This window comes from Gammaproteobacteria bacterium (assembly GCA_013697705.1).
Classification (GTDB): domain Bacteria; phylum Pseudomonadota; class Gammaproteobacteria; order UBA6002; family UBA6002; genus UBA6002.
Window position 1 is genome coordinate 147228 of the sequence record JACCWJ010000025.1, and the last position, 17881, is coordinate 165108.

General features: G+C 42.5%; 15 protein-coding genes. 11 read left to right on the top strand and 4 right to left on the bottom strand.

What is annotated here, in order from left to right:
- Window positions 1-211: 211 nt before the first annotated feature.
- The 5 genes from murJ (at window position 212) to ispH (ending at window position 7212) form a co-directional block, all read left to right on the top strand.
- Entirely contained in the window at window positions 212-1795 is a 1584-nt protein-coding gene (gene murJ / locus H0U71_06015; GenBank protein MBA2654602.1) for a murein biosynthesis integral membrane protein MurJ, read from the top strand.
- A 5-nt stretch (window positions 1796-1800) separates the two neighbouring features.
- Window positions 1801-2745, top strand: coding sequence for a bifunctional riboflavin kinase/FAD synthetase (gene ribF, locus H0U71_06020; GenBank protein ID MBA2654603.1), 945 nt, complete (start codon window positions 1801-1803; stop codon window positions 2743-2745).
- 193 nt (window positions 2746-2938) lie between these two features.
- Window positions 2939-5755, top strand: a complete 2817-nt coding sequence (ileS, locus tag H0U71_06025) for an isoleucine--tRNA ligase (protein MBA2654604.1) — start codon at window positions 2939-2941, stop codon at window positions 5753-5755.
- 24 nt (window positions 5756-5779) lie between these two features.
- Window positions 5780-6271 (top strand): signal peptidase II, encoded by a 492-nt coding sequence (lspA, locus tag H0U71_06030; GenBank protein ID MBA2654605.1) that lies wholly within the window; start codon window positions 5780-5782, stop codon window positions 6269-6271.
- Complete coding sequence (gene ispH, locus H0U71_06035; protein MBA2654606.1) at window positions 6268-7212, top strand: 4-hydroxy-3-methylbut-2-enyl diphosphate reductase; 945 nt, start codon at window positions 6268-6270, stop codon at window positions 7210-7212. Before lspA ends, ispH begins: the two co-directional genes overlap by 4 nt.
- 28 nt (window positions 7213-7240) lie before the next feature.
- On the opposite strand, the gene H0U71_06040 is transcribed toward ispH, so the two are convergent.
- Window positions 7241-7624, bottom strand: coding sequence for a prepilin-type N-terminal cleavage/methylation domain-containing protein (locus tag H0U71_06040; protein ID MBA2654607.1), 384 nt, complete (start codon window positions 7622-7624; stop codon window positions 7241-7243).
- 141 nt (window positions 7625-7765) lie between these two features.
- Here H0U71_06040 and H0U71_06045 point away from each other — a divergent pair, with 141 nt between their 5' ends.
- The 4 genes from H0U71_06045 to clpB all read left to right on the top strand — a co-directional run bounded on the left by H0U71_06045 (window position 7766) and on the right by clpB (window position 13389).
- Window positions 7766-7996: a ferrous iron transport protein A gene (locus tag H0U71_06045; protein ID MBA2654608.1), complete on the top strand. Its 231-nt coding sequence runs from the start codon at window positions 7766-7768 to the stop codon at window positions 7994-7996.
- A gap of 2 nt (window positions 7997-7998) precedes the next feature.
- Window positions 7999-10290 carry a Fe(2+) transporter permease subunit FeoB gene (feoB, locus tag H0U71_06050; GenBank protein ID MBA2654609.1) on the top strand — a complete coding sequence of 764 codons (2292 nt, stop codon included), beginning with the start codon at window positions 7999-8001 and terminating at the stop codon, window positions 10288-10290.
- Window positions 10262-10480: a FeoC-like transcriptional regulator gene (locus H0U71_06055; GenBank protein ID MBA2654610.1), complete on the top strand. Its 219-nt coding sequence runs from the start codon at window positions 10262-10264 to the stop codon at window positions 10478-10480. Before feoB ends, H0U71_06055 begins: the two co-directional genes overlap by 29 nt.
- Window positions 10481-10803: 323 nt before the next feature.
- Complete coding sequence (gene clpB / locus H0U71_06060) at window positions 10804-13389, top strand: ATP-dependent chaperone ClpB (protein ID MBA2654611.1); 2586 nt, start codon at window positions 10804-10806, stop codon at window positions 13387-13389.
- 21 nt (window positions 13390-13410) lie between these two features.
- Here the strand turns inward: clpB and H0U71_06065 are convergent, their stop codons facing one another.
- The 3 genes from H0U71_06065 to H0U71_06075 are packed head-to-tail and all read right to left on the bottom strand — an operon-like array spanning window position 13411 to window position 16031.
- A complete protein-coding gene (locus tag H0U71_06065) occupies window positions 13411-14163 on the bottom strand; it encodes an endonuclease/exonuclease/phosphatase family protein (protein MBA2654612.1) in 753 nt (250 codons plus the stop codon).
- A 1-nt stretch (window position 14164) separates the two neighbouring features.
- Window positions 14165-15334, bottom strand: a complete 1170-nt coding sequence (locus tag H0U71_06070) for a cardiolipin synthase B (GenBank protein ID MBA2654613.1) — start codon at window positions 15332-15334, stop codon at window positions 14165-14167.
- Window positions 15291-16031: a TIGR00730 family Rossman fold protein gene (locus tag H0U71_06075; protein ID MBA2654614.1), complete on the bottom strand. Its 741-nt coding sequence runs from the start codon at window positions 16029-16031 to the stop codon at window positions 15291-15293. Before H0U71_06075 ends, H0U71_06070 begins: the two co-directional genes overlap by 44 nt.
- A 242-nt stretch (window positions 16032-16273) precedes the next feature.
- Here H0U71_06075 and pssA point away from each other — a divergent pair, with 242 nt between their 5' ends.
- Both pssA and nadC read left to right on the top strand, forming a co-directional pair.
- Entirely contained in the window at window positions 16274-17050 is a 777-nt protein-coding gene (pssA, locus tag H0U71_06080; GenBank protein ID MBA2654615.1) for a CDP-diacylglycerol--serine O-phosphatidyltransferase, read from the top strand.
- A complete protein-coding gene (gene nadC, locus H0U71_06085) occupies window positions 17025-17867 on the top strand; it encodes a carboxylating nicotinate-nucleotide diphosphorylase (GenBank protein MBA2654616.1) in 843 nt (280 codons plus the stop codon). The genes pssA and nadC overlap by 26 nt, the downstream gene beginning before the upstream one ends.
- The last annotated feature ends 14 nt before the right edge of the window (window positions 17868-17881 follow it).

The window sequence follows — 17881 nt, forward strand, 5'->3', positions numbered from 1 at the left end:
CCCATGACCTTCCCGAACTAGACGCCCCTGCAAACTATAATTTTTGTAATACCCCTAGCTCTGAATCGGAAAGTGAGATTGAAGCTAATATTTAGCGCAGACCTTAGGTGCAGTTATAACCATTTCACAAAAAGTAGCGGAATTATTTGAGTACTTCGCTACACCCCGGAATAGTAATATACTGCGAGGACTTTTTTTAACGAGTTTTCTGATGTCGGCAAAGAAATCACTATTTAAATCTACCACTATCGTTTCCAGCATGACCCTGCTATCAAGAGCGTTGGGATTTATTAGAGATATGCTCATGGCGAGCTTGTTCGGAGCGACGGCGGGTTTTGATGCATTTTTAGTGGCGTTTAAAATACCCAATTTTATGCGGGGATTATTCGCAGAAGGTTCTTTTTCACAAGCTTTTGTGCCGATTCTGGCAGAATATCAACACCATCATAGTGCTAAAGATACATTGCAATTCATTGCTCGAACCCTAGGCGGGCTCGCCGGAATATTATTCATTATCACTTTCTTATGCGAGATCTTAGCCCCTCTAATCGTTGTCATCTTTGCACCGGGTTTCGTGCATGACCCTCTGCGCTATCAAATGGCTATCAAAATGCTTTGGATCACATTTCCTTACCTAATGTTGATTTCTTTAACCGCCTATTGCGCTTCGGTATTACATAGCCAGGGCCATTTTGGTGTGGCGGCATTTACGCCGGTAATCTTAAATGTAGTGTTGATCGCAGCGGGGATATATTTTTCGCCCTTCTTTTTAGTACACGAACAAGCTTTAGCCTGGGGAGTATTAGTTGCGGGGATAATTCAGCTTGCCTTTCAAGTCATTTTCTTAGCTCGCTATAAATTATTTGTGCGACCTCGGTGGCACCTTCAAGACCCGCATGTTAAACGCGTTATGAAAAATATGGTGCCTGCGTTATTTGGGGTGTCGGTAATGCAAATTGGGTTATTAATTAACACTTTTTTCGCTTCTTTTCTTAAAGAAGGCAGTATTTCCTGGTTGTACTATGCCGATAGATTAACTTTCTTTCCACTCGGGATTTTTGGGGTGGCGCTGGTAACTGTTTTATTGCCTTATCTGTCTAATTTCCACGCGAAGTCTGCAAATGAGGATTTTAAAAGCGCTTTAGATTGGGGCCTGAAAATGGTGCTACTCATTAGCATTCCTGCCATGCTGGGTTTGATTATGATGTCAAACCCGATTGTGTCCACTTTATTTCACCATGGAAAATTTAATGCAGCAGATGTTGTAATGACTGAACAAGGTGTTATTGCATTTGCCATCGGCCTCCCCAGTTTTATGGCAACCAAAATTCTTGCGTCAGCTTTTTATGCGCGCCAAGAAATCAAACAACCTGTAAGAATCGCGGCAATTACTGTGGGAGCAAATATTGTGCTCAATTGCTTGTTAATCTTGCCATTGAGACATCAGGGATTGGCGCTGGGGACGTCGCTGGCAGCGATTATCAATGCAGCATTACTGTATCAATCACTGTATAGAACAGGTATTTATCAACCTCAGCGCGGTTGGGGCAGATTTTTTTTACAATTGCTGTTTGCAAATAGCATGATGGTCTTATTATTAGTGTGGGGTGCGCCTACTAAAGAAGGATGGGCGAATTGGCAATGGCATCAACAAGTCTTAACACTTTTTATCTGGCTAACTGCTGCCGTCGTCGTTTATTTTAGTTCTTTATGGTTGAGTGGCCTGCGCTTTAAAGATTACCTAATGCATGGGGCCTCATCTTTTATTCATAAACCATTAATTATCGAGCGGTAAGTAGCGTGGAAGTTATTAGAGGAATACATAACCTAACTGAAAAACATCAGGAATGCGTGGTATCCATCGGCAATTTTGATGGTCTTCATCTAGGACATCAAGCCTTACTCGAAACGCTTGTAGCCAAGGGAAGAGAATTACACCTGCCAACGTTAGTAATCATCTTTGAACCTCAACCCAATGAGTTTTTTTCTCAGCATGAAAATGTGCCGCGTTTAATGCGCTTTAGGGAAAAAGTGGAAGCGTTTCAAGCTCAAGGTATTGATCGAGTGCTATGCATTCATTTTGAGGAACAAACGGCCTTACAAGTAGCTGAGGTTTTTGTAAGAACTGTGTTAGTTGAAAAATTAGCGGTTAAATATGTTGCGGTGGGTGACGACTTTCGTTTTGGGTTCAAACGTATGGGTGATTGTTCCTTATTAGAAGCATTAGGCCAGCGTTATCATTTTAAGACTCAGTGCATGGAAACGTTCGAAATGAGCGGGAGCAGAGTGAGTAGTACTCGAGTGAGACAATTATTGAAAGTAGGGGACATGGCAACAGTGCGAACCTTACTTGGGCGCCCCTATAGCATGCGAGGAAAAATAGCGCATGGAGATAAACGCGGACGCTTACTCGGCTGTCCTACAGCGAATATTCATCTCCATCGAAAAGTAGTGCCTGTCTCAGGGGTATTTGCGGTAAATATGCTTGGGATTGATGCAATGCCTCTACCAGGGGTAGCCAATGTGGGGATGAGGCCCACTATTTCAGGAGAGACTCGCACATTACTCGAAGTCCATTTGTTAAATTTCGATCGTGATATCTACGGGAAAAATGTGGAAATAGAATTTCTGCAAAAATTCAGAGAAGAAAAAAAATTTGCTAATTTCGAGGAGCTCAAAGAACAGATTCAAAAAGATATCGAGCAGGCAAGGGAGTATCATCAGCAAGAAAAGAGGGAACCGTGACACTCCAGCTGACCATGGAATGGTGTGGGGTCCTGGGAGGAACAACTGGAGCCGTACGTCGTAAAAATATATAATCATCTTCTTTGAAAAAATTATGGCATTATAGAATAATGCTGCGCCTACCTAGGTGATCGAAAAAAATCCATAACCCCCTGTTAACCTGGCTCGTTATGCCGATAGTTGATGAGATATTATGAGTGATTATAAAAATACTTTAAATTTGCCTAAAACGGACTTTCCTATGAAGGCCAACTTGCCTAAAAGGGAACCTGAAATCTTGGCTTATTGGCAAGATATTAAGTTGTATGAGCAGCTTAGAACCGTAGGTAAAGATAGGAAAAAATTCATTCTCCATGACGGCCCCCCCTATGCTAATGGTCAAATTCATATTGGCCATGCTATTAATAAAACGCTTAAAGATATTGTCGTTAAGTCTAAAACACTCAGTAATTATGATTCTCCCTATGTTCCAGGATGGGATTGCCATGGACTGCCGATCGAACTCAATGTGGAGAAAAATATTGTCAAATTAGGGCAAGTCTCCACAGAAGAATTTATTAAAGCCTGCCGCAAATACGCCAGCTCGCAAGTAGAATTGCAAAAAGCAGATTTTATTCGTCTAGGGGTGATCGGGGATTGGGAGCATCCCTATCTAACAATGGACCCTACTTACGAGGCAAATACTATACGCTCTCTTGCCAAAATTATCGCGAATGGACATTTGCAGCAAGGCCACAAACCGGTACATTGGTGTACAGAGTGCGGATCTGCCTTAGCAGAAGCAGAAGTTGAATACAAAGATAAGCAGTCATTTGCAATTGATGTCTTATTTCGTGTCGTTAACAATAAAGAAGTGGTTGAGAAGCTAAATTTAACTCTCTCTGACCCTGAATTTGCGGTGCCTATCTGGACAACCACGCCTTGGACATTACCTGCAAACCAAGCAGTGGCATTGAACCCATCGCATGCGTATGTCTGGATACAGGTGTTGGATAGAATGAGCCCTCTCTTATTAGTTGCAGAGGAATTGTTGCCCAGTTTTGTGCAGCGTTTAGGCATCACTGAACATCAAGTAGTGGCCGGCTGTTTAGGCAGCGATTTAGAAGGTGTTCGTTTACACCATCCATTTTTAATGCGTGAAGTTCCTGTTGTTCTGGGCGACCATGTCACGTTAGATACAGGGTCTGGCGCCGTGCACACAGCGCCTGCTCATGGCCAGGAAGATTACGTGGTGGGGCAAAAATATAGATTACCCATGGATAATCCAGTGGATGCCAAGGGACTTTTCGTGCCAGGTACACCTTTCTTTGCAGGTGAACATGTTTTTAAAGTCAATCCCCATGTCATACAGGTCATTCAAGACAATCAGAATTTATTACATGACACTAAAATGATGCATAGTTATGCTCATTGCTGGCGGCATAAAACACCCTTGATCTATCGGGCCACACCGCAGTGGTTTATTAGCATGGAAAAAAATGGTCTGCGTGAGCAAGCCCTCGCTGCTATTAATAAAACCGGTTGGATTCCGGATTGGGGTCAAATGCGTATTGCAGATATGGTGCAAAAACGGCCTGACTGGTGTATATCTCGCCAACGTGTGTGGAACACACCCATCCCTCTTTTTGTTCATAAACACACCGGTGAATTACATCCTGATACCTTAGAGATAATGGAAAAAGTAGCCGTTCAAGTGGCCGAAAAAGGCATTGAAGTTTGGCAGCAACTCACTTTACAAGACGTAAGTTCTGGCAATTCTGATGATTATGACAAGATAACGGATACCTTAGATGTATGGTTTGATTCAGGAGTAAGTCATGAATCTGTGCTTAATCATAATCCGGAATTGCACTCTCCTGCCGATCTCTATTTAGAAGGTTCCGATCAGCATAGGGGATGGTTTCAAACATCCTTGCTGACCTCTGTGGCGATGTACGGTAGGGCGCCTTTCCATACTGTGTTAACACACGGGTTTACAGTCGACGCTGAAGGCAAGAAAATGTCTAAGTCGATTGGCAATGTAATTGCGCCTGAAAAAGTGATTAATAAACTCGGAGCAGATGTCTTAAGGCTTTGGATTGCAACTACCGATTATCGCGGAGAAATGAGTGTTTCAGAAGAAATATTGGAACGTTCGTCTGAAGCTTATCGAAGAATTCGTAACACAGTACGTTTCTTTCTCTCGAATTTAGATGATTTTAATCCAAAAGAAGACGCTGTTCCTGCTTCTGAAATGTTAAGTTTAGATCAGTGGGCGGTTGATGCTGCAGCTGAGTTACAAGAGGAAATTATCACGGCTTATGCCAATTATCAATTCCACCAAGTTTCGCAAAGAATTCATCATTTTTGTACGGTGGAAATGGGTAGCTTTTATCTGGATATTTTAAAGGATCGTTTGTATACCACTAAGGCCACTAGTCTAGCGAGACGATCAGCTCAGACTGCAATTTATCATATTTTGCAGGCTATGGTGCGTTGGATAGCGCCTATTCTTTCGTTCACTGCAGAAGAAATATGGCAGTACCTGCCGGGTGAAAAACAAGACTCCGTATTTTTAACAACCTGGTATACCGATTTGGTGCGTATTTCGCCAGCCGAGAGACAAAAATGGCAACGTGTGATAGTAGTGCGTGAACAAATAAACCAAGAACTCGAGCGTCAACGTAATGAGGGTAACATTGGTTCTCCCCTTGCAGCCGATGTTGAGCTTTATTGCACTGAAGAGTTGCAGCACTTTTTAGCGCAATTTGGTTCAGAATTACGATTCATTTTTATTACCTCTGAAGCAAATGTCTATCCGTTGGAAAACGAAGAATCGTTAGATGAAGCAGTGGTGACTATTTCCTCACAACAAGCCATGAAAATACTGATCAAGCCTTCGAATCATGAGAAATGCCAGCGATGTTGGCATCGTAGAGAGGACGTGGGGGCGAGCCTTGATTACCCTGAAATCTGCCAGCGATGTATAGATAATGTGGTGGGAGAAGGGGAAAAAAGACTTTTCGCATAATGTGACTTCTCAAAGGAGAATAATTTGGAATCCGTATTTAGCGCAAAAAAAAGTGGATTACACTGGTTGTGGTTATCCCTTATAGTAATTGTTGCCGATCAGCTAGTGAAATACTTAATCAGAACTCATCTGCTTTACAATGAGTCCGTTAATGTATTTCCATTCTTCAATCTAACTCTGGCGCATAATAAGGGAGCAGCTTTTAGCTTCTTAAGTGAGGGGGGCTATTGGGCACCCTTATTGTTTATTGTGACCGCTTTAATTATTAGTACCGTACTGTGTATTTGGATGTATCGCCTACCCCCAAAAAATTATTGGCTGGGAATTGGCTTAGCGCTGATATTAGGCGGCGCAATCGGCAATTTAATTGATCGACTCATTTTTGGTTATGTCATTGATTTTGTACATTTGCACGTGGCCAATTGGAGTTTTCCTATATTCAATATTGCTGATGTGGGTATAACGGTGGGTGCGTTAATGTTAATCATTGATATATTTAAGAAGAAATCACCATGAAAATATTACTCGCTAATCCTCGTGGATTTTGTGCTGGGGTGGATCGTGCTATTGAAATAGTGGAACGTGCATTGGACAATTTCGGTCCGCCAATCTGGGTACGCCATGAGGTAGTACATAATGAATATGTGGTAAGCAAATTACGCTTGCGGGGGGCTATCTTCACCGATAATTTGGAAGAAATTCCAGAAGGGTCAATCGTAATTTTTAGCGCTCACGGGGTATCTCAAAAGGTCAGACAAGATTCTACTACCCGACAATTTAAAGTTTTCGATGCTACCTGCCCCTTAGTGACTAAGGTCCATATGGAAGTAGCACGTTATAGTAGAGAGGGATGGGAGTGTATTCTTATTGGGCATGCTGGGCACCCTGAAGTTGAAGGCACCATGGGACAATATGATAATCCTGAAGGCGGCATTTACCTGATTGAAAACGAAGCAGATGTGTCAAAGGTAACTGTTAAAAATCCTAATAAGCTGACTTATGTCACGCAAACCACCCTATCGGTTGATGATACAGGAAAAATAATCCGTGTGCTTAATGAACGTTTTCCAAATATAAAAGGCCCACGTCGCGAAGATATTTGTTATGCGACGCAAAACCGGCAAGATGCAGTAAAGGATTTAGCGAGTAAATCAGATATTGTATTAGTAGTAGGTTCACCCAATAGCTCTAATTCAAATCGTTTGAATGAATTGGCTGAGCGCTTAGGGTGTGAGGCGCATTTAATCGATAATGCCAATCAAATTGATCGATCCTGGTTAATTGGTAAGGAAACAGTGGGTGTTACCGCGGGAGCCTCTGCACCAGAGAATTTAGTGCAAGCAGTCGTTGAAAGGTTAAAAGAATGGGGCGGAACTCTCGTGACAGAGCTTCCTGGCAAAGAAGAAAATATTACCTTTGCCTTGCCTCGTGAATTACGCTCCGACATTGCGACCTAATACTAATTTCTGAATCTGCGGCGAACAGTCACCAACATTGTTTCCCGGAACCGCTTACGGTTTGGTCGCCCGTCTGATCTAAATAAAAAATGCCGCAATCATCATGGGAATGCGCAATTATGGGCACGGCTGCAATCTTAAAATGAGAATCTGAAGCTGAAATCACCTTCACCTGATATTCGCCTACATTACTGTGAAAATTTAATCGTGCTAGAGTAATGTCTTTATAGGTGTGGTGTTGTTCATAATACTCCTCTATAACGCTTGCTAGATTGATCAAGTCGAGTTTGGCAGCCGCTTGGTGAGTTTTTGTGACTGGCATTCGGTATGTAGCAACAGCCAAGGAGGCGAGTACCATCGTAATCAACAGCGCTGTCATTACTTCTAAAAGTGTGAACCCTCGATTTTTCATCCTTTAAACTTATCACATTACAAAAAAGTATCTATACCCGATAAATGACGAGCCTCAATCTGAGAATGATTCTCAGTTACATTGACAGGGGATGTCTGCTTTTGGGATAATGGCGTACTGAATGTGGCGGAGAAGTTTGTGATTCACTTGCGTGATTTATCCATTGGAGAGAAAGCTAGAATTATTGGTTATTCTCCCTGCGATCGGCATTATCGCCGAAAATTATTAGTCATGGGGCTCACACCTGGCACAGAAGTGACACTTATCGGAATTGCTCCCCTAGGGGATCCGGTAGAGATCTCTAGCAGGGGTCACTGTCTTTGTTTGCGAAAATCTGAGGCACATGTTCTAAAGTTGGAAAAACTACTTTAATGATGTCAAAGACAATAGCTTTAGTGGGCAACCCAAACTGCGGTAAAACAACGCTATTCAATGAACTCACGGGTTCCAGGCAAAGAGTAGGCAATTGGCCAGGCGTTACCATAGAATGTAAAACAGGTCAGTTTTTTTATCAGAAAAAACAAATTGATGTTGTCGACCTCCCTGGAATTTATCAACTTAGTTGCTCGGATACCCATCAAGCACTCGATGAAAAGATTGCCTGTGATTTTATTTTAAATAATGAAACTGATCTTTTTATCAATATAATCGACGCCGCGCACCTGGAACGCCATCTCTATTTAACATTGCAACTACTGACGATGAAAGTGCCTCTTATCGTTGCAGTAAATATGATGGATGTGGCGAAAAGAAGACACATTGATATTGACCTCGAGAAATTACAGCGGGCCCTAGGTTGTCCCGTTATTGGCCTCATCGCAAGCAAAGGAACCGGCATTAGCCATCTCAAGAAAGCTATTGAGGGTTATCAGAAGCAGCCTCTACAACACCTTCCTATTCTCTACCCCGAACCCATCAATAAACACATTAACCTGATTATGCATAAAATAAATCAGGACCACTCAAAATATAGTTTTTGTGCCGAATGGTTGGCACTACAACTTTTACAAGACAATCATAGTATAGACGTTGATTTATCGCTGAGTACTCTGATTATGGAATCGAAAATAACATTAGAACATACCTTGGGCGAAGAACTGGATATTGTCTTTGCCGACACATTTTATACACGCGCTCATGAGATTGCTCATACAGCGTGCATCACCGCTGGCACTCGTAAAACGATTACCCACTATCTTGACCGTATTATTTTGAACCGATTTTTGGGTATTCCAATTTTTTTAGGCGTAATGTATTGCCTGTTTTTATTTGCGATTAATCTAGGCGGCGCTTTCCAAGATTTTTTTGATATAGCGTCAGAAGCTATTTTCGTCCAAGGCTCCACCCAGTTACTGTCCATGGCGCATGCCCCCAGTTGGTTGGTCGCCCTGCTGGGTGCGGGGTTCGGCAAGGGGATTAATACTACGATTAGCTTTACTCCCGTGATTGGTGCCATGTTTTTTTTCCTGGCCTTTTTGGAAGGTTCGGGATACATGGCGAGAGCCAGTTTCGTCATTGATCGCTTCATGCGCATAATCGGCCTACCTGGGAAATCATTCGTTCCTATGATTATTGGTTTTGGTTGTAATGTGCCTGCGATTTTAGCAGCACGAACCCTTGATAATCCTCGCGATCGGACCTTGACCATATTAATGAGCCCCTTTATGTCATGCGGAGCAAGATTAGCTATTTTCGCCGTATTTACTGCGGCTTTTTTTCCGGCGGGCGGTCAAAACATTGTGTTTGCGTTGTATTTTATAGGGATTGTTGCAGCGGTAGGGACCGGTTTTATCTTACGAAAAACGTTGCTGAAAGGGGAGTTAACACCCCTCGTGCTAGAGCTTCCCGCATATCATCTGCCTACAATAGCCCATTTGTTAACCCTGACCTGGGTGCGTCTTAAAAGCTTTATAATTCGCGCGGGTAAATTGATTGTTCCTATTTGCATGTTGATCGGTCTTTTAAATGCAGTAAACACCAATGGAACATTAAATAAGGGGTTATCGAGTTCGTCTTCTATCCTTTCCTCAATAGGTCGTGCAGTAACACCCATTTTAAGCCCGATGGGCGTAACCACCGAAAATTGGCCGGCGACCGTCGGCTTAGTGACGGGCGTATTAGCAAAAGAAGTGGTGGTTGCAACATTAAATACGCTATACACCCAAGAAGCTCATTTGACAGACACTACTCATAAACCTTCAGTAGTCACCGGTATCAAAACTGCTGTTCTGTCTATTCCCCAAAACCTTGCCGCACTGAAAAATTCATTTGTGAACCCCATGATGGCAAGTGCACCCGATCACACATTAAATCACCAGGTGTATGGAGTAATGTATGAACGATTTGCAGGTAAGACGGGAGCTTTTGCGTATTTGTTATTCGTACTGCTTTATTTTCCCTGCATTTCAGCGACCGCGGTAATGGTCAAAGAGTTAAATAAAAAATGGACATTTTTTTCAGTGGCATGGAGTACAGGTATCGCATATGGCGTGGCAACTTCATTTTATCAACTTGCCACCTTTTACTCCCATCCGTATAGCTCCTTTGGATGGCTGCTCGCTATTGTATTGATATTTGTTTTAGTTCTTTCAATTATGAAGAAGTCTGGTACTCATCAAAAAGGTAACCATCTCCCCCATGCTAATAGACTTAAAACAGTACGTTAAAAATCAACGTCTAGTCAGTCTCTATGAGCTTAGTAGTCGTTTTAATCTTGATCCAGAAATAATGCGATCGATGCTAGATCTATTGATACGCAAAGGCCAAATTCGGCCTCGTAATAAGACAAATAATTGCGGTAGTAAATGTTTTAAATGTAATCCCCTGAGTACCGAACTCTACGAATGGATTTCTTAACTATTTGCCACTAGAAGCGGACGTCCACTTTTGGCGGAATTTAACTGATTTTTCACAAGAAAACTGCTCACATACTCGTGTATGCTCCGCTTTTTCTTGTTAAAAATCAGTTAAATTCCGCCAAAATTGAACGTCCTAGCCAACTATTACTTTAGGTGTGAGTAGATACTGGATTTCTTAAAACCAACATCATTCAGCACACTATAATAAAGCACGAACTGAGCCATTTATCTGGCATCAAGAGGCTGCATCTAATGGTATCCTTGAAAATAATTTAAAATGCCCCATGATTAATACATTGGTTTGAAAAGTAGGTGGATATTATGAGAATGGATAAACTTACGAGCAAATTTCAGATGGCGCTCGCAGAAGCACAGTCTCTGGCGGTTGGACGCGATAATCAATTTATCGAGCCCTTGCATTTGATGTTTGCCTTATTAGATCAACAAGGTGGAACGGCTCATCATCTGCTAACCAAAGCCAAAGTAAATGTTCCCTTATTGCGTGCTGAACTTAATGCTGCTATTGACGCGTTACCGAAAGTTGAAGGCACCGCGGGGGAAGTTCATATCTCTAATGAATTAAGCCGATTGCTAAACCTAACCGATAAATTGGCCCAGGAAAGGAAAGATCAATTTATCTCTAGTGAATTATTTATTCTTGCTGCTGTAGAAGATAAAAGCCAACTAGGTCAAATTTTAAAAAAAGCCGGCGCAACGAAGCAGAATATAGAAAAATCCATCGAGGAAATACGCGGTGGGGATAAAGTGGACTCGCAAAATGCTGAGGAGCAGAGACAAGCATTAGAGCGTTATACCATCGATATTACCGAGCGAGCAGAGCAGGGCAAGCTGGATCCTGTCATAGGGAGAGATAGTGAAATTCGTCGTACCATTCAAGTTTTGCAGCGACGTACTAAAAACAACCCCGTACTTATCGGCGAACCGGGAGTAGGGAAAACCGCGATCGTGGAAGGCTTAGCTCAGCGCATCATTAATAATGAAGTGCCAGAAGGGTTGAAAAATAAACGATTACTCTCCTTAGATATGGGAGCATTAATCGCGGGAGCTAAGTACCGCGGTGAGTTTGAAGAGCGTTTAAAAGCAGTGTTAAATGACTTGTCCAAACAACAAGGTCAAATTATTTTATTTATTGATGAAATTCATACCATGGTGGGGGCTGGAAAAGCAGAAGGCGCCATGGATGCAGGTAATATGTTAAAACCTGCACTCGCGCGGGGTGAATTGCATTGTGTCGGCGCCACAACCTTAGATGAATATCGCAAATATATTGAGAAAGATGCTGCGTTAGAAAGACGTTTTCAGAAGGTGTTGGTGGATGAACCCTCCGTTGAGGATGCCATCGCTATTTTGCGTGGTTTAAAAGAGCGTTATGAATTGCACCACGGCGTTGAGATCACTGACCCTGCGATTGTGGCAGCAGTTTACTTATCACACCGTTATATCACTGATCGTAATCTCCCTGACAAGGCAATTGATTTGATCGATGAAGCTGCCAGCCAAATTAGGATGGAAATCGATTCTAAACCTGAAGAATTAGATAAACTTGAACGTCGCTTGATCCAATTAAAAATTGAACGTGAAGCATTAAAAAAGGAAGGCGACGAGGCTTCTAAAAAAAGGTTAGAAAATCTTGAAACAGAAATCGCTCGCTTAGAAAAAGAATATTCCGACTTAGAAGAAATTTGGAAATCTGAAAAAGCCGCCCTACAAGGAACTCAACATGTTAAAGAGGAATTAGAACGTGCCCGACTCGAATTAGAAGCGGCTCGTCGTGCTGGCGATTTAACCCATATGTCTGAATTACAATATGGGCGTATTCCTGAATTAGAGAAAAAGCTAGAAGATGCTCAGCGGTTAGAAAATCAACAAATGCAATTGGTACGCAACAAAGTTACAGAAGAAGAAATTGCCGAAGTGGTGGCAAAGTGGACCCGTATTCCAGTTGCGAAATTGATGGAAGGCGAAAAAGAAAAATTATTACATATGGAAGAAGTGTTGCATAAAAGAGTGGTGGGACAAGACGAAGCAGTCAGAGTTGTTTCAGATGCGATACGTCGTTCGCGAGCAGGGCTATCCGACCCTAATCGACCTGTAGGTTCTTTTTTATTTTTGGGACCAACGGGTGTCGGTAAAACCGAGTTATGTAAAACCCTGGCCTCCTTTTTGTTTGATACAGAGGAAGCAATGGTGCGTTTAGATATGTCTGAATTCATGGAAAAACACTCGGTAGCAAGGCTTATTGGCGCACCTCCGGGTTATGTGGGCTATGAAGAAGGTGGCTATTTAACAGAGGCGGTAAGACGGCGACCTTACTCTTTAATATTGTTAGATGAAATTGAAAAAGCACATATGGATGTTTTCAATATTTTATTACAAGTTTTAGATGACGGTAGATTGACGGATGGCCAAGGACGTACGGTTGATTTTCGTAATACTATTATTGTCATGACATCCAACTTGGGTTCACATCTCATTCAAGATCTAGCCGGCAGTAGCTATGAGGCGATGAAGAAAGCGGTTATGGATATCGTAGAGCAACATTTTCGTCCAGAGTTTCTCAACCGGATTGATGAAGCTGTCGTGTTCCATTCATTAGGCAAAGATCAAATACGCAATATCACCAAAATTCAAATCGAAAGACTTCAAAAAAGACTTCAAGAGCGAGATTTGCATTTAGAATTAATGGAGAAAGCGTTGGATTATCTGGCTAACGTTGGTTATGACCCTGTCTACGGGGCAAGACCACTAAAGCGAGCAGTGCAACAATATTTAGAAAATCCGCTGTCACGAGACATCTTGCAAGGCAAATTTTTGCCGGGAGATAACATCAGAGTAGATTATGACGGAAAAGATTTGCTCTTTACCGATGTTCCTCCTGGAGAATAAATCGGCACTGTTCTCATTTGCTTAGATGGTAAACTCGGCGTAAAGCGGTAAATGATCGGATAGATTTCGCCAGGGATATTGATTGAAGCGTTTGCATAATTCCGGTTTAACGCCTCGGTAATAAATCCGATCAACGGCGAGGGTGGGCTGCCATGCAGGAAATGATCGGGCATAGCTGCCTCTCAGCGTTTTGAATACTTCCGCGAGCCCTAAGGTTAGTTCGAGTTGCGAGGTAACTCGGCTGCGCCAATCATTAAAATCTCCTGCAATAAGCAAGGGTTCATTGACGGGGATAGCGTCTTGAATTCGATCACAAAGCGTTTGTATCTGTTTATCTCGCTCAAATCGCAATAATCCTAAGTGCACACAAATTACGTGCAGTGATTCGCCGGTATGAGGTAATTGAATAATGCCATGCAATAAACTACGGCTGGCCCGTTTTTGAAGAGAGACATCAATATTCTCCCAATAACTAAACGGATATTTACTCAATATAGCGTTGCCGTGATGCCCTTTTTTATAAATTGCATTTTTGCCATACGCAAAATGTGGCCACAGCTCTTCGGCTAAGAATTCGAATTGAGATTCTTTCGGCCACTGCAAAATCTTACTTTCATGTTTCTCATGCTTACCATGAATTTCTTGTAAAAAAACGATGTCAGGGTTGACGTGGAAAAGCATTTCTTTTATTTGGTGCAAAATAAATCGACTATTGCTGAAGTTAAATCCTTTGTGAATATTATAAGTTAAAATTTTCAACGGAATTTTCTCCATGTTAAATCAAATACTTTACGTATAATAGTAGACGTCCGATGATCCTTTGGTAAAAGGGGCGTCTTTGCCAGCTATTAAGATCAACCTCTTTTGACTGTTCCAAATCTAAAATGAATTGATCTTGGATCATTTTTTTAGAATTAGGCAAGCGCAGGTTAACGTCCACTTCTAGATCATGAAGAAGGCTGCGATGATTCAAATTACTGGAACCGACGCTAACCCAATCATCTATGATCAAGGTTTTGGCATGAAGCATACTAGGAAGATATTCAAAAATCCGCACACCGGCTTTGACTAAATGGTAATAAAATGTGGCCGACGTCCAGGGAAGAATGAAGACATCTGAGCGTTCCGGTAATAAGATCCTAACGTCTACCCCTCTTTCCGCGGCATCCACTAATTTTTTCAATAGAATATTGTCGGGTATAAAATAGGCATTCGTAATCCATATTTTTTCAGTGGCACGGCTAATTCGGCGTAATAAATTTTTATATAAAATACGTCTACGGTGCCGGGTGTTATTCACTCTAAAAACAGGATTTTTATTGATGTGGCTAAAAATTTCTCTGATACGTTCCTGAATGGGCATATGATCCCAGGCGCATTCAAAAGCGGTCTTAAGCTCTTTTAGGTCAACGCCTTGAAGTTTAACAGCGGTGTCTCGCCAACAATCCCCCCAGTGTTTGGTGTCTAAATGGGTTTCGCTAATGTTTAAACTGCCAACATAGGCCACATTATCATCAATGATGCAAACCTTGCGGTGATTTCGAGAATTTATTTTCAATAATAAGTAGATCGCTTTTACCAAGGGAGAGACTCTAACTACTGAGCGACTCCATTGCCATAACCGCCAAGGAAAAGGATGGAAGACGCGCGTTTCTATGCCGGCGTTTTCTAACGTTTTGGTAAGGGTATTACCCCACAGGGGGGTACCGGCACCGTCCACTAACACTCTTACCCTGACTCCTCTCTGAGCGGCTTCCACTAACCCACGCGCAATTTTTTCGCCGACCGTATCGTTACTAAAGATATATGTTTCCAAATCGATGTTGCGGGTTGCCTTGCCAATATCATCATATAAACTTTCAAAAAAATCTATACAGTCCGAAATGATGAACTCTGACGGTTCATCGAGTTGGCTGTTTGTGTCCTTTGTGGGGCTCTTTAACATACATGATATGCTCAACGGCTTCTTGTGGTGAATCGGTGACGTAAAGCTTATTTACATCCTCAAGGTCGATTGTCTTATGGACTACTAATGTATTCATCATAAAATCAATTAAGGGTTTCCAGAATTCAACTCCCATTAAAACGACAGGAAAATGGGCTACTTTTTTAGTTTGGATGAGAGTGGCCATCTCAAAAAGTTCATCCAACGTTCCAAGACCCCCTGGGAGGGCGATAAAGCCTGAAGAATACTTAGTTAGCATAACTTTACGCACAAAAAAGTATCGAAAGGTTAACCATTTATCCAGATATACATTGGGTTTTTGTTCTTCAGGGATCCAAATATTACAGCCTACGGTCCGCCCGTTGACGGATTTTGCACCCTTCACAGCCGCTTCCATTATCCCTGGGCCACCGCCAGTCATGACAGTATAGCCATTGTCAGCCAACGCCTTGCCCATTTCAAAGGCGAGGGAATAATAGGGATGATCTGCTGGAAAACGCGCAGAGCCGAAAATGGTGACGCAATCTGTTACATCGCGAAAGGTATGAAAGGCGCGCGCATACTCATACATGATTCGCATAGTACGTCTAATTTCTTTTCTGAATTTCTGAGGCCCCCTCAAAAACCGTCTTTCTTCATTTAACGCTTTGGCGGCCACTTTGGCGTTGCCACGCTGTTCACTGTTATTTCTCATCATTTAATTCACAACCATCCGTGAAATCAATTTAGTATAAAACTAAATTCAGTATAGAACGATATAGGCTAGGTGAAAATATTTTAATTGCATTGCTCTCTCCCGCTGTAGCCTTCTTCTCTCGATTCCCCGCCACAGCCCTCTCCTGCGTCGGCAAGCTGAGGACCAGCCACACAAAACCAGTGAATACTATAGGAATTTTAAGTACTATATGCATACTTTACACTAAGTTAAACGAGGTTCTCATGACGAAATTGCCCGAAGCAAGTCGAGCAAGAGGAATCTATTTACTCCCTAATTTATTTACTCTGAGTGCTTTATTTGCAGGTTTTTATGCGGTAGTTGCTGCAATGAAAGGGGTTTTTGAGCATGCGGCAATTGCTATCTTTGTGGCGATGTTGATGGATAGTCTGGATGGTCGGGTTGCAAGATTAACTAATACGCAAACACCTTTTGGCGCTCAATTAGATAGTTTGTCGGATATGATTTCCTTTGGCATTGCTCCGGCGCTCGTGATTTATAGTTTTTCGTTGAATTATATCGGTAAGCTCGGTTGGTTAGCGGCGTTCGTATATACTGCATCGGCTGCTTTACGATTAGCCCGATTTAATACCCGTAATACCCATGATAAACGTTATTTCCAAGGTTTACCTAGCCCCGCTGGCGCGGCAATTATTGCTAGTATTGTTTGGGCATGTGTAGAGCATGCCATTGCGGGCCCCTCCATCCGCTTAATTGCTTTAGTCGTTACACCGTTGGTGGGTTTATTGATGGTGAGTAATGTCAGGTATAGAAGTTTCAAAGATCTTGATTTGAAGGGTAATGTGTCATTTATGGTCATTATCTTTATTGTGTTTCTCTTTGTTCTAATTGCAATCGATCCGCCTGATATTTTTTTCCTGGTGTTTATTTTATATGGGCTATCTGGGCCTGTGACAAGGGTATGGCACAGTGCGAGAAAAAGAAGAATGCGCAAGCAACGTGCAGCAGCGCAAAATGAGAAAAATGATGCTGAATCTTGAGCATGTCCGAAGGGCGGTCACGCTAGCCATTGATGAGGATGTGGGCACAGGGGATATTACTGCGCAGCTACTGCAGAGCAATAAAATAGTAGCGGCGGAAATAATTACCCGCGAAGCGGCGGTGATGTGTGGTGCCCCGTGGGTAGAAGAAGTGTATCGGCAGCTGGACCCTGGCATTACCATTAAGTGGTTAGTCGAAGACGGTCAAAAAATTGCTCCCACCCAACTCCTTTGTACCCTTCAAGGGCCAGCCACGTCTTTATTAACGGGCGAGCGCATCGCGCTTAACTTTCTGCAGACCTTGTCAGGTACGGCAACAACTACTCGTCGATTTGTAGAGCGGTTGCAACATTCAAAAACGCAGTTGTTGGATACCAGAAAAACTATTCCCGGATTACGTAATGCGCAGAAATACGCGGTTCAGTGCGGGGGAGGGAATAATCATCGGTTAGGTCTGTATGATGCTTACTTGATTAAAGAAAACCATATCATCGCTTGCGGTTCAATAACGCAAGCCATCGACACCGCAAAAGTATTGCATCCCGGCAAAACAGTGGAAGTAGAGGTTGAAAATCTAACCGAATTGGAAGAGGCATTGACTGCGGGGGCGGATATAGTGATGTTAGATAATTTTGAGATAGCTTCTATAGATGAAGCGGTCAAGATAACTAAAGGACGTGCAAAGCTAGAGGTGTCAGGCAATGTGACAGAAGAACGTTTGCCGGAGATTGCCGCCACGGGGGTAGATTTTATCTCCGTGGGTTCTCTAACTAAGCATGTGCGGGCGGTAGATCTATCCATGCGTTTCAGTGGCTGAAGGCAGCGCTCACA

What these genes read in the sequence shown, in the direction of transcription:
- murJ (MBA2654602.1), top strand. Translation starts at nt 212, where the DNA reads ATGTCGGCAAAGAAATCACTATTTAAATCTACCACTATCGTTTCCAGC.
- ileS (MBA2654604.1), top strand. Translation starts at nt 2,939, where the DNA reads ATGAGTGATTATAAAAATACTTTAAATTTGCCTAAAACGGACTTTCCT.
- ispH (MBA2654606.1), top strand. Translation starts at nt 6,268, where the DNA reads ATGAAAATATTACTCGCTAATCCTCGTGGATTTTGTGCTGGGGTGGAT.
- H0U71_06040 (MBA2654607.1), bottom strand. Translation starts at nt 7,624, where the DNA reads ATGAAAAATCGAGGGTTCACACTTTTAGAAGTAATGACAGCGCTGTTG.
- feoB (MBA2654609.1), top strand. Translation starts at nt 7,999, where the DNA reads ATGTCAAAGACAATAGCTTTAGTGGGCAACCCAAACTGCGGTAAAACA.
- H0U71_06055 (MBA2654610.1), top strand. Translation starts at nt 10,262, where the DNA reads ATGCTAATAGACTTAAAACAGTACGTTAAAAATCAACGTCTAGTCAGT.
- clpB (MBA2654611.1), top strand. Translation starts at nt 10,804, where the DNA reads ATGAGAATGGATAAACTTACGAGCAAATTTCAGATGGCGCTCGCAGAA.
- H0U71_06065 (MBA2654612.1), bottom strand. Translation starts at nt 14,163, where the DNA reads ATGGAGAAAATTCCGTTGAAAATTTTAACTTATAATATTCACAAAGGA.
- H0U71_06070 (MBA2654613.1), bottom strand. Translation starts at nt 15,334, where the DNA reads ATGTTAAAGAGCCCCACAAAGGACACAAACAGCCAACTCGATGAACCG.
- H0U71_06075 (MBA2654614.1), bottom strand. Translation starts at nt 16,031, where the DNA reads ATGATGAGAAATAACAGTGAACAGCGTGGCAACGCCAAAGTGGCCGCC.
- pssA (MBA2654615.1), top strand. Translation starts at nt 16,274, where the DNA reads ATGACGAAATTGCCCGAAGCAAGTCGAGCAAGAGGAATCTATTTACTC.
- nadC (MBA2654616.1), top strand. Translation starts at nt 17,025, where the DNA reads ATGAGAAAAATGATGCTGAATCTTGAGCATGTCCGAAGGGCGGTCACG.